Origin of the sequence: Sphingobacterium sp. PCS056 (assembly GCF_023273895.1) — a bacterium.
Classification (GTDB): domain Bacteria; phylum Bacteroidota; class Bacteroidia; order Sphingobacteriales; family Sphingobacteriaceae; genus Sphingobacterium.
The window spans coordinates 1,089,109-1,105,283 of record NZ_CP096883.1; the positions used below are offsets into that span (position 1 = coordinate 1,089,109).

Below are 16,175 nucleotides of genomic sequence, written 5' to 3' on the forward strand. Positions count from 1 at the left end.
TCCTCATGATTTTTTTATATTTATTATCTTGGCTTGTCACATTTAAAAAAATATCAAAACAAATTACATGATACTACAATCAAAAAACAGAACGATGTCAAACAGCTTTGCCCTACTTTTAGTATGTTCACTTTTTTTATATTCTTGTCAAAACGGGATTAAAGAAAAAATCAAGAATGATGATATCATTGAGTTCCAAAAAGATGATGAGGTGATGAATCACGCGATCGATGAAGCCAATAAGACTTTTAAAAATTTTGATATCGCATTTCAACAGCCTCAGGAAGGATATGAAAGTTTTGCTATTAAAGTCAAATTCGATACTGAAGACGGTGGTGGTGAACACATCTGGATTGGGGATTTAACATCTGATGGAAAATCGTACAGTGGCACTGTTAATAATGAACCTCAATTGACAAAGGCCGTAAAATTTGGAGATCGAGTCACCATAGACCCTAAAACCATTTCTGACTGGATGTATTTGGATAAAGGAGTTTTGCGAGGGGGTTATACGATTCGCGTGATGAAAAATAACTTGTCGGATGATGAAAGGAAAGCTTTTGACCAGGAGGTCGGCTTTATCATTGAAGATTAGTATTTCATAAAAAAGAGCGAAACTGGGTTTCGCTCTTTTTTATGAATATAAGCCTTTTTTCTCGATAAAATCTAAGACTTTGTCTGGAGTATAGAATTTGATATTTTTACCTTCTTTGATCGATTTTCTTAGAAAAGTTGAAGATAGTTCCATCATAGGTGTCTGAGTCATCGTGATCGATGGATGGTCTTTCATGGTATTGCCACTATATCCTGGTCTTGGATAGACGTAGATGTGGTAATCTCTTAAGATGACATCACTGTTCTTCCATTTGGAAAAGGTTTCCAAGTTGTCCTCCCCCATAATCAAAACAAAATCATGTGAAGGATATTTCTCAGCTAGATGCGTCAACGTATCAATGGTATAAGAGGGTTGTGGCAAACCAAACTCGATAGCACTCACTTTTAAATTGTCGGTATCTTCTATCGCTAGATTGACCATCTCCAGCCGATCGTACATATTTCCTAGGCTTTCCTTCTTCTTAAACGGATTTTGTGGCGATACCACAAACCATACTTCGTCCAATTCTGTATAATTAGCCATATAATTAGCAATAATTAAATGACCTACATGCACGGGATTAAAAGATCCGAAGAATAAACCAACCTTAGCCATGACTATTTGTTCAAAAATTCCATCACCAATTTTTCTGCCTCAACTACTGCTACATCCAAGTCATAATTTTTCAATATGACATCAAATTTATCAGCATACGATAATTCTGATTCTGCTTTTGCAAATCGTTCCTGTAATTTTTCTTCAGAATCGGTTCCTCTTCCACGAAGACGTTCTTTTAATACTTCCAGGGATGGAGGTTGCACAAAAATAGATAGGGCCTCATCTGGGAACTTAGAACGTAAGCGTAATCCACCGATCACATCAATATCAAATATAACGTGTTTACCTTTTGCCCAGATGCGTTCTACTTCCGAACGCAGTGTGCCATAAAAGGTACCGGAGTAAACTTCTTCAAATTCGATAAATTCTTGTTTGGCAATTTTATGCAGAAAGTCTTCTTTTGAAATAAAGTAATAATCTTTACCATCTATTTCTTCACCGCGAGGCTCTCGTGTACTTGCTGAAATGGAAAATTCCAACTTATCACTATGTTTACTTAATAAACTTTTTACTATTGTTGTTTTACCTGCGCCCGATGGTGCGGAGAATATAATTAACTTACCTGCCATTCCTATAATACGTTGAGCAATTGCTCTTTAATTTTTTCTAATTCTTCTTTCATTTTTACCACGATCTGCTGAATTCCGGCGTGGTTTGCTTTTGATCCCAGGGTATTGATCTCTCTGCCCATTTCCTGAGATATAAATCCTAATTTCTTACCGTTGGAATCCGATGCGGTCAAAGCTTTTTGAAAATAACGACAGTGTGAACGTAACCGTACTTTCTCTTCTGTGATATCTAATTTATCGATATAATAAATCAACTCCTGCTCAAAACGATTTTTATCTACGTTTTCCTTGCCCACTGTATCCTCTAGATAATGACCGATACGTTCTCTGATTAAAGGAATACGATCCATCTCTACAGATTCGACTTCTGTTAAATAAGTTAATATCAATTCAACACGTTCAGTCAGGTCTTGCGAAAGCACTGCACCTTCGTCTGCTCTGAAAAGGTTGAAGTGATCTACTGCGGCATAAAATGCTTCTAATAATAATTTTGACTCTTCTTCATCAACTTCATTATCATTATTGGCAATTACCTCCGGCATATTAAGGGCTAATTCGAAAAGAGAAACTTGTTTGTCACCCAATTCAAAGGCAATCTGTTGTAGTTGGGTATAATATTTTTTTAGCAAATCTGCATTTATAGTAGATGCTTTTGCTGTTTGATCAGTATATTCAACATTCACATACAGGTTTACCTTACCTCTTTCGATAAGTTTACTACACTCTGTACGTAACGTCAATTCCTTGTCTGAAACTGCTTTGGGTAAGCGAAGATTCAATTCAAGAAATTTAGAATTCAAGGATTTAATCTCGACACTGTACTTAACTTTTCCATTGTCTTTTACAGCGGTGCCGTATCCTGTCATTGATTTTATCATATGCAAAGGTAAGAAACATTCCAATAATGTATAATATCAAGACTATAAATTGATTAATTTACCAATCATGCTTAGCAATAATGACGCATAAATAGCTTTTTTGATTACCTTTCTTACCTACCGTGACATAGCCAATACCAATATCGTATAAAGATGCATTCCACTGATCCATGCCCAATAAGTGCTTTCGATGATGATATCCTGGTGCTTCCTTCCCGATGATGAGTCCCTTGATTCCCTCACTCGCAGTCGGCCAATTCCAAGCAATGGATTCAAAATTATTTGCTTTTTTATTTTTCAGCCAACTTGCATTTAATTCATAACCTGACTTTTGAATGTAATGATTGGGACCTATTCCGTCCGGATTAACATGGTCAAAATAATTTCTTTTGGCCATATCTTCGGCACGATCTTCAGCAACAGCCGCTAGTTTTTTATTCCAATTCAATGGTTTTCTTGTCACCTTATCCAAATTGAATAAACCGAGTTTCTTTTTATAACGTTCGGGATGCAGACGGATATCATTTAGAAGTTCAAATGCTGCTTTAGCCTGTTTTTTTTCAACTCGAACTTGCGCAGATGAACATGTAAACACGAAACTGAGAAAGATAAAAAGTAGATTCTTCATACACATATTTAGATAAAGCAGACTCCAAAAATAATAATTGGTTTAGGCCTTTCTTGATTTTTTTGTGTTCAGTACCTGTATAAGCATGGGAAACAGGCTGATAAAAATAATGACAAGTACGACGATCGAAAAATGGTTTTTAAAGAATGAGAGTTGACCAAAGAAATATCCTGCGAATAGAAATAAGGTTACCCAGAGAAAACCTCCAAGCATGTTATAAGTTCCAAATTGACGGTAGGGCATCTTACTTATCCCCGCAACAAATGGGGCAAATGTGCGCACAATGGGTACAAATCGTGCATAGATAATTGTTTTGGAACCGTGCTTTAAATAGAAGGATTGGGTGCGGTCCAAATATTGGGGTTTAAAAATGTTAGATCCAGTTCTGAATACGCGCTGTCCTAAATATTTTCCGATTTCATAATTGACAAAATCACCAAGAACAGCTGCAGATACTAAAACAAACCAAAATAAAAGTAATGATAACCCGCTCTCAGGAATAGCAATGATAGCCCCTAGAGCAAATAAGACAGAGTCTCCCGGCAAAAATGGAGCAACCACTAATCCTGTTTCTGCAAATACAATTAAAAATAAAAGGAGATAAGTCCATCCTTCATACTCATGCACGATCTGCACCAAGTGTCTATCGATATGTAAAATAAAATCAACAATATTGGTCATGATCTCCATACATCGAGTTCTTTTGAATAAACGGCTAGGTATCTACTACAGTATCTTTCTATCCAATAATTGATCCGTTGCTACTCAGATCATAATTGACTATATAAAAAAAGGAAGCTTTTAAGCTTCCTTTTTCTTTTTAAATTTTTCTTTTACGACTTCAAAGACAATCGGCAATATGGATAATAGAATAATCAATAAGACCACTTTTGAAAAATTATCTCTAATAATCGGTATGTTTCCTAAGAAATAACCCGCTAACGTAATTCCAACTACCCAAAGAACTGCGCCAATAACATTATAGGTTATAAAAGTACCATAATGCATTCTGCCAATACCTCCGACAAATGGTGCTAAAGTTCTTACAATAGGAACAAAGCGCGCAATGACAATTGTCTTGCTTCCATATTTCTCATAGAATGCATGAGTTTTCTGAATCTGCTCGTCCTTAATGACTTGTTTTCCAAAAAGTTTAAACTTGGTCATCTGCATACCAAAACGTTTCCCAATCGAGTAATTAAGCGAATCTCCCGATATCGCAGCTACCAGTAGGATGACGATCATCAACCAAACATTCAATTCGTTGGGCTGAGCTGCAAGCATACCGGATGCAAAAAGTAAGGAATCTCCTGGTAAAAATGGCATTACCACTACTCCTGTTTCGACAAAAATAATCAAAAACAAAATGAGGTAAGTCCAAGTTTTATAATCATTTACAATTTCTAGTAAATGTTTATCAATATGCAGAATAAAATCAATGATATGCGTGATAACTTCCAAAGCAGTCTGAATTAACCTATGTTATTTAACATAACCGGCATAACCAGCATTAAAATATCTTCATTTTCTTCTGCTACTGCTGGAATTAATAATCCGGCACGGTTTGCTGTACTCATTTCGATCACAACTTCCTCACTTGCCAAATTATTCAACATCTCTACTAAAAATTTAGCGTTGAACCCTATCTCCATATCTTCTCCTTCAAACTGACAGCCTAAACGTTCATGAGCTTCATTAGAAAAATCTAAATCTTCTGCTGAGATATTTAATTCGCTACCAGATATTTTCAAACGTACCTGATGTGTCGTCTTATTGGCAAAAATAACAACACGACGTAGCGTATTTAAGAATAATAAACGATCAACAGTTAATTTATTTGGATTGACTTGTGGAATCACAGCTTCATAATCTGGGTAACGCTCGTCAATCAAACGACAAATTAAATTAATGTTACCAAAACTGAAGAATGCATTGGTTGAATTGTATTCAATTGATACATTAATATCTTCAGAAGGTAAAGAAGATTTCAGTAAGGATAATGCTTTTTTTGGAAGGATCAACGACGCTGGCTTTTCAACACCTATATCAGATCTTCTATAACGGACCAATTTATGTGCATCTGTCGATACAAATGTAATTGCTTTGTCTCCCAATTGAACTAAAACACCTGACATCGCTGGTCTCAATTCGTCGTTACTGACAGCAAAGATGGTTTTGCTGATTGCTTCTGCCAATATCGGAGCAGGCATGTTTACGGTATGAGCATTATCAATTACAGGTATCTTAGGGAAATCCTCAGGATTTTCACCACTCAATTTATATTTACCATCACCAGCACTGATTTCAATGGCTAATGTGTTGTTGTCAACAAAAAAGGCAACGGGCTGATCGGGTAGGGTTTTTAAAGTCTCGATTAAAATTTTAGAAGGCATCGCTACTTTTCCTTCTTCTTTAGCCTCAATTTGCAATGACGTAACCATACTTGTTTGCAAATCTGTTGCAGAAATCGTTAACGTATTGTCTTTTATTTCAAAAAGAAAGTTCTCTAATATGGGTAGAACTGTACTACTACTTGAAGCGCCATTAATAGCTTGAAGTTGTTTTAATAAAATCGATGTGGATACTATAAATCTCATTTCCTAAAATTATGAATTATATCTGCAATAATACGCAAAAGAATCTACATTTTTTAATCAGCGGTATGCAAATCACGTAATAGTGGCTTTCAAAACAAAATCAATATTGAAGACACTAAATCATTGGATTTCAATAAAATTAATGTCATTTAAGCCAATTATATTTTGTTTATAAATAAATGCTGTCTATTATTTATTACATTTGTATAGACTAGCAGTAGTATATGCAATTTAAAGAAATAATTGGACATGATTTAGTTAAAGCACATCTGATCAGCACAGTTCGTGATAACCGTGTTAGTCATGCTCAACTATTTCTTGGTCCAGAAGGATCTGGTTCTTTGCCTTTGGCTTTGGCTTATGCGCAATTAATCAATTGCGAAAATAAATTAGAGGATGATAGTTGTGGTCAATGTGCTTCTTGTCGAAAATACAGTAAGCTTATTCACCCTGATTTACATTTTTCATATCCTTTCATTGCCAAACACAAAGATGATCATGCTGCTACATTTATGGACAATTGGCGTAAGGCGTTTTTTAATAATCCATATTTGGGTTTAGAAAATTGGCGACAACAACTTGATGCAGAAAATAAGCAAGTTAATATCAATATTGCGGAGGCACATGAAATCATTAAAAAACTAAGTCTCAAGTCTTTTGAAGCTGAATATAAGGTCCTCATCATGTGGCTTCCTGAATATTTAGAAAAAGAAGGCAATGCTTTATTAAAACTGATTGAAGAACCACCTGAAAAAACATTATTTCTGTTGGTTGCTGAGAATCAAGAAAAAATATTAAATACCATTATTTCAAGAACGCAGCTTGTCAAAATCAATAAGTTGAGCCATCAGGCTATTACTTCTTATTTAATTGAAAGTAAACATCTTGAAGAATCAGAAGCGAGAGAGATTGCTTTTATAGCGGACGGCAACGTTCAAGAGGCTATAAATATGATTGATCTACATACCAATAATCATTTTGACCTTTTAGTGAGATGGTTACGTTTGGTCGTACAAGATTCGGGTTTAAATATCATTAGCATTTGCGAGGATGAATTAGCTAAATTGGGTCGAGAGAATCAAAAAACATTTTTGATGTATGCCATTAATATCATGCGTCAAATTGTTTTAATTAAACAAGACCTATCCAGTTTGGTTTTCCTTCCTTCGCATGAACTTGATTTTGTCAACAAGTTTGCTACTCATTATACCCTTGAACAAATTGAAGAGACAATCAACTTGTTTGAAACGACACATTATAGTGTAGAAAGAAATGCAAATCCTAAAATATTATTTTTAGATTTATCTTTGCAATTAGTATTAATGTTTAAATACAAAACGTTTCCGAAAGGAACTCAATATATATAGAAAACTATGGGATGTGGCAGTTGCTCATCCGGCGGAGGTTGTGGAAGTACGACGACAGTGGGCGGTACTCCAGCAGGTTGCCAAAATAATGGCTCTTGCATGACTAGCGGATGTAATAAATTAGATGTATATGACTGGCTATCTGATATGGATATGCCATCCAACTATAAACCTTTTGACATTGTAGAAGTTCGATTTAAGGGATCGAGAAAGGATTTCTTTATCAATTCTGACAATTTATATTTAGAAATTGGTGAAATGGTTGCTGTAGAACCTACTACAGGCGGATATGACATTGGACATGTTTCTCTAACAGGAGAGCTGGTTCGCTTACAATTGAAGAAAAACAATGTAAGTTTAGAAAGTGTTACCAAGAAAATTTATCGTAAACCTACAGAGCTAGATGTTGAAAAATTCAACATCGCAAAGGATTTGGAATGGGAGACTATGCATAAAGCTAGAAATCTGGCTTTAGAATTGGGTCTTTCTATGAAAATATCGGATGTAGATTATCAAGGTGATAAAACCAAGGCTACTTTCTATTATACGGCAGAGGGCCGTGTCGATTTCCGTGAACTGATCAAAAGAATGGCTGAATCATTCCGGATCCGGATTGAAATGCGTCAAATAGGTATGAGACAGGAAGCAAGTCGCCTCGGTGGAATTGGTTCTTGTGGTCGAGAATTGTGCTGTTCAACCTGGTTGACAGATTTCAAAACAGTCTCCACTTCGGCAGCAAGATATCAAAATCTATCGCTGAATACCTTAAAATTAGCCGGTCAATGTGGTAAATTAAAATGCTGCTTAAACTACGAACTGGATAGTTATATGGATGCCTTAAAAGACATTCCAAATAATATAGACCGCATCGAAACAACGAAAGGTAATGCATATTTGCAAAAAACCGATATTTTCAAAAAAATGATGTGGTTCTCTTATCCGGGAGCTGAAAGCTGGATTGCACTACCAGTTGATCATGTTAAAGAATTGATCGAAAAAAATAAACAGGGAATCAAAGTGGAAGAATTGGTCACTACTATCGAAGTTGAGATCAAAGAAGAAAAAATTATTAATTACGATTACGAAAATGTAGTAGGTCAAGATAGCCTAACGCGTCTGGACGAAAAAAATAAAAGAAAACGTAATAATAAAAGTAAAGCTAAGCCCAATAATAGAGCTAGAGGTTCTTCCGACCAAACGGTAAAGGCAGCGGTAGTAAAAACCGAGAAACCACAACAGAAGCAAGATAAAGCTCCAAAAGTAGTTGCTACAGATAAAAATACGTCAGCGACTCAAAGTAAAGAGGGGGCAACAAATAGACCCAAAAGAAGATTCAATAAGAATCGAAATAACAGAAATAAGGGAAATAATTCTGCTCCTTCGGCAGAGTAATAAGTTTATGATAGTAGTTGGCGAGCATCATGATGCTCGCCAACTTAATATACTCAAATGAGCATGAAAACATATACTTTTCTAATGAGTTGTATCCTATTATCACTATTTGTGTCATGTGATTCCAGTACAATTATAGATGAAAATGTAAGCATTCCTAAAAGAGCGTGGGATCATACTAATAGACCAACCTTTAAAGTTCATATCACCGATATTTCTAAAAAGTATGATGTTTTGTTAAATGTTCGACATACCGCAAATTATCCCTATGCTAATCTTTTTATTTTGGTGTATGAGAAAGGACCTCGTACAAAGGAATATATTTTTAGAAAAGAGCTTAAATTAGCTCAATTAGATGGCAAATGGACAGGAAAAAGTGCAGGATCTCTCTATACACAGCAAAGTCTTATCCATCAAGATTATGTATTTCCTGATACTGGAGTATATCACTTCAGTTTTGAACAAAACATGCGCGACAATCCCTTATTGGAAATCTCTGATGTAGGCTTGAATATTACAGGTAATTGATCATGAAGGTCTTCCGTTTACTTTTATTTCCTTTCTCCATACTCTATGGACTTGTGATCTGGATTAGAAATAGATTATTTGATCTGCAGATATTGAAATCTAAATCTTATCCGATTACGACAATTGTGGTCGGTAATCTTGCCGTTGGAGGAACAGGAAAAAGTCCAATGACCGAATTTATTGTCAAACTGCTTCAAAATAAACGTCAGATCGCCACTTTAAGCCGAGGATATGGCCGCAAAACTAAAGGTTTTAAATATGTTGAGGTATCCTCAATGGCTGATGAAGTTGGTGACGAACCTCTCCAATTTAAAAATAAATTTCCAGACCTTACAGTAGCTGTTTGTGAAGATCGATGTCATGGTGTGGAAACATTAATGGATAAACATGATGTCATTGTACTGGATGATGCTTTTCAACACCGCAGATTGAGACCTAAGTTTTCGATCCTCTTATTTGAGTTTACCTCTTGTCTGCATCCTATGTTTGTATTGCCCATGGGCAATTTTAGAGATCTTCCAGGAGAATCCAGTAGGGCTAACCTTATTGTGGTCACTAAGACGCCATCAAATGCTACTCCTGATCAAAAAGAACGCATCAAAAAAACTTTAAGTAAAAAGAGTGGAACTACATCGGTCTTCTTTACTTCTATTGTCTATGGCAATGCTATTCCGATAACCAAACAATCCATTCAAATAAGCAGCAATACGGCTGTTTTGTTGATCACTGGTATAGCGAATCCACTACCGTTAATAAAGTACCTTAAACCTCTTGTAAAGGATGTTGAGCAACTGTCCTATTCCGATCACTATGCTTTTAAATTAAGTGATATCTTAATTTTTAAACAGCGATTCGAAGAAATGGCAAATGACAATAAAATAATCATAACAACAGAAAAAGATGCTCAGCGACTACGCAATCCTGAATTTTTAAACGTCTTACGTGATCTCCCAATCGCCTACATTCCCATCGAAATTGCTTTTGAAGATGAGCATAAACAACTGTCATTTGAAAAAAATATTCTATCTATCTGTGACATAAGTGTTAATGAATCTTAAATTTTAATAATCTCTAAACTTTGCTATTTAATTTTTGTCTTTTTACTAGTTGTCGTTAAGTGGACGGCAGCACGGATCAATAATAAAAAAGATATGAAAAATTTAAAATTAGCTTTATTTGGCATGATGGCGCTTTTTGCTACAGCAGCTGTAGCACAAGAAAAACAAAATAATCCGGGATGGCAAAGAACACCTGAAGATCAAGCAAAGAATACGGTAGAACGATTGGATAAACAATTAAAACTATCACAGAACCAAAAAGACTCCATCTATGTATACGCGCTAGATCTGTCTAAAAAACAACAAGACCTATTCAAAAATACGGATGATCGTAAAGCAGCTTTTGAAAAAATTCAGCCGTTGAGACAGACCACAGATGCAAAAATTAAATCTTTCTTAACTCCTGAACAAAGCAAATCTTATGATATACTGCAAAAAGAAATGCAAGAACGCAGACAGCAAAGACAAAAATAGCATGGAAATAGATTATTGGTATTCAGCATGCAGTAAAATAGCTATTAACAATAACGATCTAAATATGAGATAGTTAATTCATATTTTTTGTTAAAAATTTGTTAAAGTAACATATTTGATACAATAATTGGCGGTGATTGGGAGTTTTAGTTGTAGAATTTTAGTTATTGAATATTTACATTAAAACATAGCAATCATGAAAAAATTATTTTTAACAGGAATCGGATTCTTCTTAGCATTGAGTTTAACATTTGCACAACAAGTGACTCCAGAAGAACATGCTACTCAAGTAACAACCGAATTGACTCAAAAATTAAGTTTGACAGATGAGCAAAAAACTGCGGCTTATACCATTACGTTAGATCAAGCAAAAGCTGAATCTGCTTTATTGGGTGACACCACAGCAACGAAAGAAGTTTTGGTAGAACAAATCAATAAATTGCAAGCTGAGGCTGATGTAAAGGTAAATGCCTTATTGACAGAAGACCAAAAAGAATTATTCAAAAAGGTAGTGGAAGAAAGACCTGCTAAGGTAATACCAGAAGTAGCTCCTCAGCCCGTGAAAGAAGAAAAGAAAGAGAACACTGAAGAGACCAACACCACACTATAGTCATTAAGAACTTGTTCATAAACATTATCCATTTGGATAAAAAAAAGGGATTCTGATTAGAATCCCTTTTTTATTTGCGCTGCTGTAAGTGATATTAAGCTTTAAGCTTTTTCATGATATCATTTACATATGTTTTAAATTTCTTATCGGTTTCGATTAGATCTTCTACGGTCTGACATGCATAAATAACGGTAGAGTGATCTCTTCCTCCAAAGAAAGAACCGATCGTTTTTAAGGATGATTTGGTATGATTCTTGGCCAAATACATCGATATCTGTCTTGCCTGTACAATTTCCCTTTTACGGACTTTAGATTTAACCATTTCCACAGGAACTTCAAAATACTCACAAACAAGTTTTTGAATGAATTCCATTGATATTTCTTTATGGGTGTTCTTAACAAAATTCTTAAGCATTGATTTAGCTAAATTTAAATCAATCTCTTTTTTGTTTAATGTTGATTGTGCCAATAAAGAAACCATAGCTCCTTCTAACTCACGAACACTATTGTCAATCTGATTAGCAACATATTCTACTACATTTTCAGGTAATTCAATACCATCAGAATACATTTTCTTTTTCAAAATTGCCATTCTTGTTTCCAAATCTGGAATCTGAATATCTGCAGATAAACCCCATTTGAAACGGCTTAATAAACGTTCTTCTAATCCTGCTAAATCTTTAGGAGCTTTATCAGATGTTAAGATGACTTGTTTTCCTGACTGATGTAAATGATTGAATATATGGAAGAATATATCCTGCGTTTTTTCTTTACCGGCAAAATTATGTACATCATCCATAATGATGACATCCATTGCTTGATAAAAATTGACAAAATCGTTAATCGTATTATTTTTTAGTGAGTCTACAAACTGTTGACAAAATTTCTCACAAGAAACGTAGATGACCAGTTTATCCGGTAAGTTTCTTTTGATTTCATTTCCGATTGCTTGCGCTAAGTGTGTTTTCCCTAATCCTACTGCACCATAAATCATCAATGGATTGAATGATGTGCCACCTGGTTTATTTGCTACAGCAAAGCCTGCAGAACGTGCAAGACGATTACACTCTCCCTCAATGAAATTATCAAAAGTATAATTTTGATTCAATTGTGGGTCAACTTGCAATTTTTTTAGTCCAGGAATTACAAATGGATTTTTGATGTCCTTATTTAAAGATACAGGTACAGGAATAGATTGTTTCTTACCTTCTGCTCCATTGCCGTTAGATGGGATATTAGTCGTATAAGGAATAGATGCTGAAGACTTCTCTACCACAATATTGTATTCCAACCTACCTTGTTCTCCTAAGAACTTTTTTACTGTCTTACGCAAGATGCCAACATAGTGTTCTTCTAACCACTCGTAAAAAAATAAACTAGGTACTTGAATAGTCAAAACGTCACCCTCCAAACGTACTGCTTTCACAGGCTCAAACCAGGTTTTAAAACTTTGCGCTGGTATATTGTCTTTGATTATTGCAAGACAATTATTCCAAACACTTGTACTCGTTTTTTCCATTCTAAAATTCTTAATAAGTTGATTTCCAATAAGCGACCAAAAAAATGTTGATAACTTTCTCTTAAGACGAAGATGACAAAAAAAAATCAGCTAAAAAACTAAAATTTAAAATTAATTTAAATTCATTAGTAACCAAATAGTTATATTAAAAAATTCACTTTTTTTAACAAAAAAAATAGCTTAATTTTTTTTTATTAACATTCCAAATTTTTTATTACTTTTTTCTTTTTTTTATAGTTTATGGTCTATTTTTAACACTATAATTCCTGCGCATCACTGACTACTAAAGCCACAACTGAATCCAGTTAATCCATAGAAATGTTACCATTGATGTAACGACGTTTATAATAAGGAATCTTCCTAAAGTTAAGCAAAAAAAAAGAGGAATCATCATATGATGGTTCCTCTTTTTTTTGTTTTATGATGATAAGAATCTAGCTGACCATAGCATCCGTTTTAATAGCTTTTGCAAGCTTTCTACATTCTGTAGCAATGGCTTGGGCATCATAGTACGCGATACTCCATTGATCCTGCTGTTCGGCATGTTCTATGATCGTATCGGGGATACCTAATCGCACAACTTTACTGTTATAGTGGTGATCTGCCATAAATTCTAGAACAGCAGAACCGATACCGCCTTGTAGACAACCATCTTCTACTGTTATAATATGTTCAAATTTCTGAAATACTTTATGTAACAGCTCTTCGTCCAATGGCTTAGCAAATCTTAAATCGTAATGCGCAGGATGGATTCCTTCTTCGGATAGTTGCAAAATTGCTTTACTTGCTTCGTTCCCTATTGCTCCAAATGTTAAAATTGCAACGGATTCACCATCCTGAATCAATCTACCTTTACCAATTTCAATTTCTTTAAAAGGTTTTTTCCAATCAACCATTACACCATTACCTCTTGGATAACGGATTACAAAAGGACCTTTATTTTCCAATTGAGCCGTGTACATCAAATTACGCAGCTCTTCCTCGTTCATGGGTGCCGAAACCGTCATATTGGGTATGCAGCGCATAAAAGCAATATCATAAGCACCATGATGCGTAGGACCATCTGCTCCAACTACTCCCGCACGATCCAAGCAAAAAACAACGTTTAGATTTTGCAAGGCAACATCATGTATAACCTGATCAAATGCACGTTGCATAAACGATGAGTAAATATTACAGAAAGGCATTAGCCCTTGAGTTGCTAATCCCGCACTGAAGGTAACGGCATGCTGCTCGGCGATACCAACATCAAATGCACGATCAGGAAAAGCTTTCATCATAATATTCATCGATGAGCCCGATGGCATAGCGGGTGTAATACCTACTATTTTAGCATTCGTTTCGGCCAATTCGACCAATGTATTACCAAATACATCTTGATATTTTGGCGCAGTTGGTTTGTCCTGCGCAGATTTCTTGATTTCACCGGTGATTTTATCAAATAGACCTGGCGCATGCCATTTGGTTTGATCCTTTTCCGCTAAAGCGTACCCTTTTCCTTTAACTGTTACACAATGTAACAACTTAGGTCCAGGAATATGTCTAAGATCTTCCAATGTCTTAGCTAGTTTTTTGACATCATGACCATCAACAGGTCCAAAATATCTAAAATTTAACGATTCAAATAAATTAGCATTCTTGAGTAATGTTCCTTTTATGCTTTTCTCAAGCTTTTTAACCGCTCCTAAGGCATTAGGTCCCATTTCTGATATCTTAGATAGTACAGACGCGATATCATCTCTAAACCGATTATAACGCTTAGAGGTGGTGATACTGGTCAAATACTCTTTTAGTGCACCGACATTGGGGTCAATAGACATACAGTTATCATTGAGAATAACCAACAGATTTGATTTCTCAATACCCGCATGGTTTAACGCTTCAAACGCCATACCACCGGTCATCGCTCCATCACCTATAATTGCAATGTGCTGACGGTCTTTTTCTCCTTTTATCTGAGATGCTACTGCCATTCCAAGTGCTGCAGATATAGACGTAGAAGAATGCCCTACACCAAATGCATCATATATGGATTCGCCTCTTTTGGGAAATCCGGATATACCGTTAACAATTCTATTCGTATGAAAAGAATCTCTACGTCCTGTCAATATCTTGTGACCATAGGCTTGATGACCTACGTCCCATATCAATTGATCATAGGGAGTATTCATGACATAATGTAATGCCACCGTCAATTCAACAACGCCCAAACTAGCTGCAAAGTGACCACCATTAACAGAAACTAAATCAATGATATATTGACGCAATTCCTGACTAACTTGTTCTAATTGGTCTTCCTTGAGTTTTTTAAGATCAGAGGGATCATTGATTTTACTTAATAAATCTCCAGCATCAAACTGCATAGTATTGCTAATTACTTTAAAATATGGATACAAAATAACAATTTATTTATCATAACTTGGGTATTAATAACACTTTTTGTATTAGAATACTCAACAGTTGTAGAAGCTTTTAGTTTTAATAGTTTGAAATAAAAATGATTGTATAATTATGTAATTTTGTTTTTGATATGCAAGTAGAAGAAGGATACGAAATAAAATTACCACAGTTTGAAGGTCCATTTGACCTCCTCTTATTTTTTATTGAAAGAGATGAATTAAATATTCATGAAATACCTATTTCCAAAATAACGGATGATTTTCTATCCTACGTCAATCAGCTGCAGGCTTTGGATATGGAGATGGCCAGTGAATTTATTTTTGTGGCTTCGACCTTAATGCGTATTAAAGCAAAAATGCTTCTCCCAAGACCCGAATTGGACGATGATGAAAATGAAATTGATCCTAAAGAAGATCTGATTCAAAAATTGATTTTATACAAACAGTTTAAAGATACCTGTGAAGATTTAAAATTACTGGAAGATGAACGCTTCAAATTGTACAAAAGGGGAAATATTAATTATGATATTAAATTAGCAAGACCTGTAGTAAGTACTGGAGAAGAATTAAACAGTTTTGATTTATATAAATTGATGATGGTCTATGAACGTTTGATGTTTCAATATAAGAATAGACCTCAAGAGGTAAAGCATACCGTGATCAGACATCCTTATACCATAGAGCAACAGAAAAAAGCGATTGCTGATCTTATTGAAATAAACAACCAATTGGATTTTCAATATATTCTTAAAAATTCTGAAAATAAAGTACAATTCGTATACAACTTCTTAGCGATACTCGAAATGTTGCAACAGAAATTATTGCAGATTGAAGTCGGTCTTGGTTACAATGAGTTCAGTATCCGAAAACGAAATGAAGATGAATTTGATTTAATGGATCTTGAAGAAGAATTAGCCGTTTAATAAAAAAGCAGATCATGATG

At 35.0% G+C, this 16,175-nt stretch carries 17 protein-coding genes; 8 read left to right on the forward strand and 9 right to left on the reverse strand.

The annotated features are described in order from the left end of the window. Positions 1–94: 94 nt before the first annotated feature. A complete protein-coding gene (locus MUB18_RS04590; RefSeq protein WP_248755113.1) occupies positions 95–595 on the forward strand; it encodes a DUF2314 domain-containing protein in 501 nt (166 codons plus the stop codon). 39 nt (positions 596–634) lie between these two features. Here MUB18_RS04590 and nadD read toward each other — a convergent pair whose 3' ends face one another. From nadD to dnaN, 7 genes are all read right to left on the reverse strand, one after another. Next, a complete protein-coding gene (gene nadD / locus MUB18_RS04595) occupies positions 635–1,210 on the reverse strand; it encodes a nicotinate (nicotinamide) nucleotide adenylyltransferase (protein WP_045754201.1) in 576 nt (191 codons plus the stop codon). A 2-nt stretch (positions 1,211–1,212) separates the two neighbouring features. Then, positions 1,213–1,782, reverse strand: a complete 570-nt coding sequence (gene gmk, locus MUB18_RS04600; protein WP_045754200.1) for a guanylate kinase — start codon at positions 1,780–1,782, stop codon at positions 1,213–1,215. Between the two features lie 2 nt (positions 1,783–1,784). Next, the gene (locus MUB18_RS04605) at positions 1,785–2,660 is read right to left on the reverse strand and encodes a YicC/YloC family endoribonuclease (protein WP_084405343.1); all 876 of its coding nucleotides are present in this window, start codon (positions 2,658–2,660) and stop codon (positions 1,785–1,787) included. 58 nt (positions 2,661–2,718) lie between these two features. Then, positions 2,719–3,288 (reverse strand): CAP domain-containing protein, encoded by a 570-nt coding sequence (locus MUB18_RS04610; RefSeq protein ID WP_084405342.1) that lies wholly within the window; start codon positions 3,286–3,288, stop codon positions 2,719–2,721. Between the two features lie 42 nt (positions 3,289–3,330). Further along, positions 3,331–3,978: a DedA family protein gene (locus MUB18_RS04615; protein ID WP_045754197.1), complete on the reverse strand. Its 648-nt coding sequence runs from the start codon at positions 3,976–3,978 to the stop codon at positions 3,331–3,333. Positions 3,979–4,089: 111 nt separating this feature from the next. Further along, positions 4,090–4,749 (reverse strand): DedA family protein, encoded by a 660-nt coding sequence (locus tag MUB18_RS04620; RefSeq protein ID WP_045754196.1) that lies wholly within the window; start codon positions 4,747–4,749, stop codon positions 4,090–4,092. A gap of 11 nt (positions 4,750–4,760) precedes the next feature. Further along, positions 4,761–5,885 (reverse strand): DNA polymerase III subunit beta, encoded by a 1,125-nt coding sequence (gene dnaN, locus MUB18_RS04625; protein ID WP_045754195.1) that lies wholly within the window; start codon positions 5,883–5,885, stop codon positions 4,761–4,763. Positions 5,886–6,109: 224 nt separating this feature from the next. On the opposite strand from dnaN, the gene MUB18_RS04630 reads away from it, so the two are divergent. The 6 genes from MUB18_RS04630 to MUB18_RS04655 all read left to right on the forward strand — a co-directional run bounded on the left by MUB18_RS04630 (position 6,110) and on the right by MUB18_RS04655 (position 11,314). Next, the gene (locus MUB18_RS04630; RefSeq protein ID WP_248755114.1) at positions 6,110–7,252 is read left to right on the forward strand and encodes an ATP-binding protein; all 1,143 of its coding nucleotides are present in this window, start codon (positions 6,110–6,112) and stop codon (positions 7,250–7,252) included. Between the two features lie 6 nt (positions 7,253–7,258). Continuing rightward, entirely contained in the window at positions 7,259–8,644 is a 1,386-nt protein-coding gene (locus MUB18_RS04635; RefSeq protein ID WP_248755115.1) for a stage 0 sporulation family protein, read from the forward strand. A 63-nt stretch (positions 8,645–8,707) separates the two neighbouring features. Continuing rightward, positions 8,708–9,172, forward strand: a complete 465-nt coding sequence (locus tag MUB18_RS04640; protein WP_248755116.1) for a gliding motility lipoprotein GldH — start codon at positions 8,708–8,710, stop codon at positions 9,170–9,172. Between the two features lie 2 nt (positions 9,173–9,174). Further along, positions 9,175–10,230 (forward strand): tetraacyldisaccharide 4'-kinase, encoded by a 1,056-nt coding sequence (gene lpxK / locus MUB18_RS04645; RefSeq protein WP_248755117.1) that lies wholly within the window; start codon positions 9,175–9,177, stop codon positions 10,228–10,230. 93 nt (positions 10,231–10,323) lie between these two features. Beyond that, the gene (locus MUB18_RS04650; protein WP_045754190.1) at positions 10,324–10,704 is read left to right on the forward strand and encodes a hypothetical protein; all 381 of its coding nucleotides are present in this window, start codon (positions 10,324–10,326) and stop codon (positions 10,702–10,704) included. A gap of 196 nt (positions 10,705–10,900) precedes the next feature. Beyond that, complete coding sequence (locus MUB18_RS04655; RefSeq protein ID WP_248755118.1) at positions 10,901–11,314, forward strand: hypothetical protein; 414 nt, start codon at positions 10,901–10,903, stop codon at positions 11,312–11,314. Between the two features lie 94 nt (positions 11,315–11,408). Here the strand turns inward: MUB18_RS04655 and dnaA are convergent, their stop codons facing one another. Together dnaA and dxs are read right to left on the reverse strand one after the other, a co-directional pair. Further along, complete coding sequence (gene dnaA, locus MUB18_RS04660) at positions 11,409–12,833, reverse strand: chromosomal replication initiator protein DnaA (protein WP_038695013.1); 1,425 nt, start codon at positions 12,831–12,833, stop codon at positions 11,409–11,411. A gap of 434 nt (positions 12,834–13,267) precedes the next feature. Further along, complete coding sequence (gene dxs, locus MUB18_RS04665) at positions 13,268–15,196, reverse strand: 1-deoxy-D-xylulose-5-phosphate synthase (protein ID WP_045756169.1); 1,929 nt, start codon at positions 15,194–15,196, stop codon at positions 13,268–13,270. 167 nt (positions 15,197–15,363) lie between these two features. Between dxs and MUB18_RS04670 the strand changes: the two genes are divergently transcribed. Then, entirely contained in the window at positions 15,364–16,155 is a 792-nt protein-coding gene (locus MUB18_RS04670; protein WP_045756170.1) for a segregation and condensation protein A, read from the forward strand. Positions 16,156–16,175: the final 20 nt, after the last annotated feature.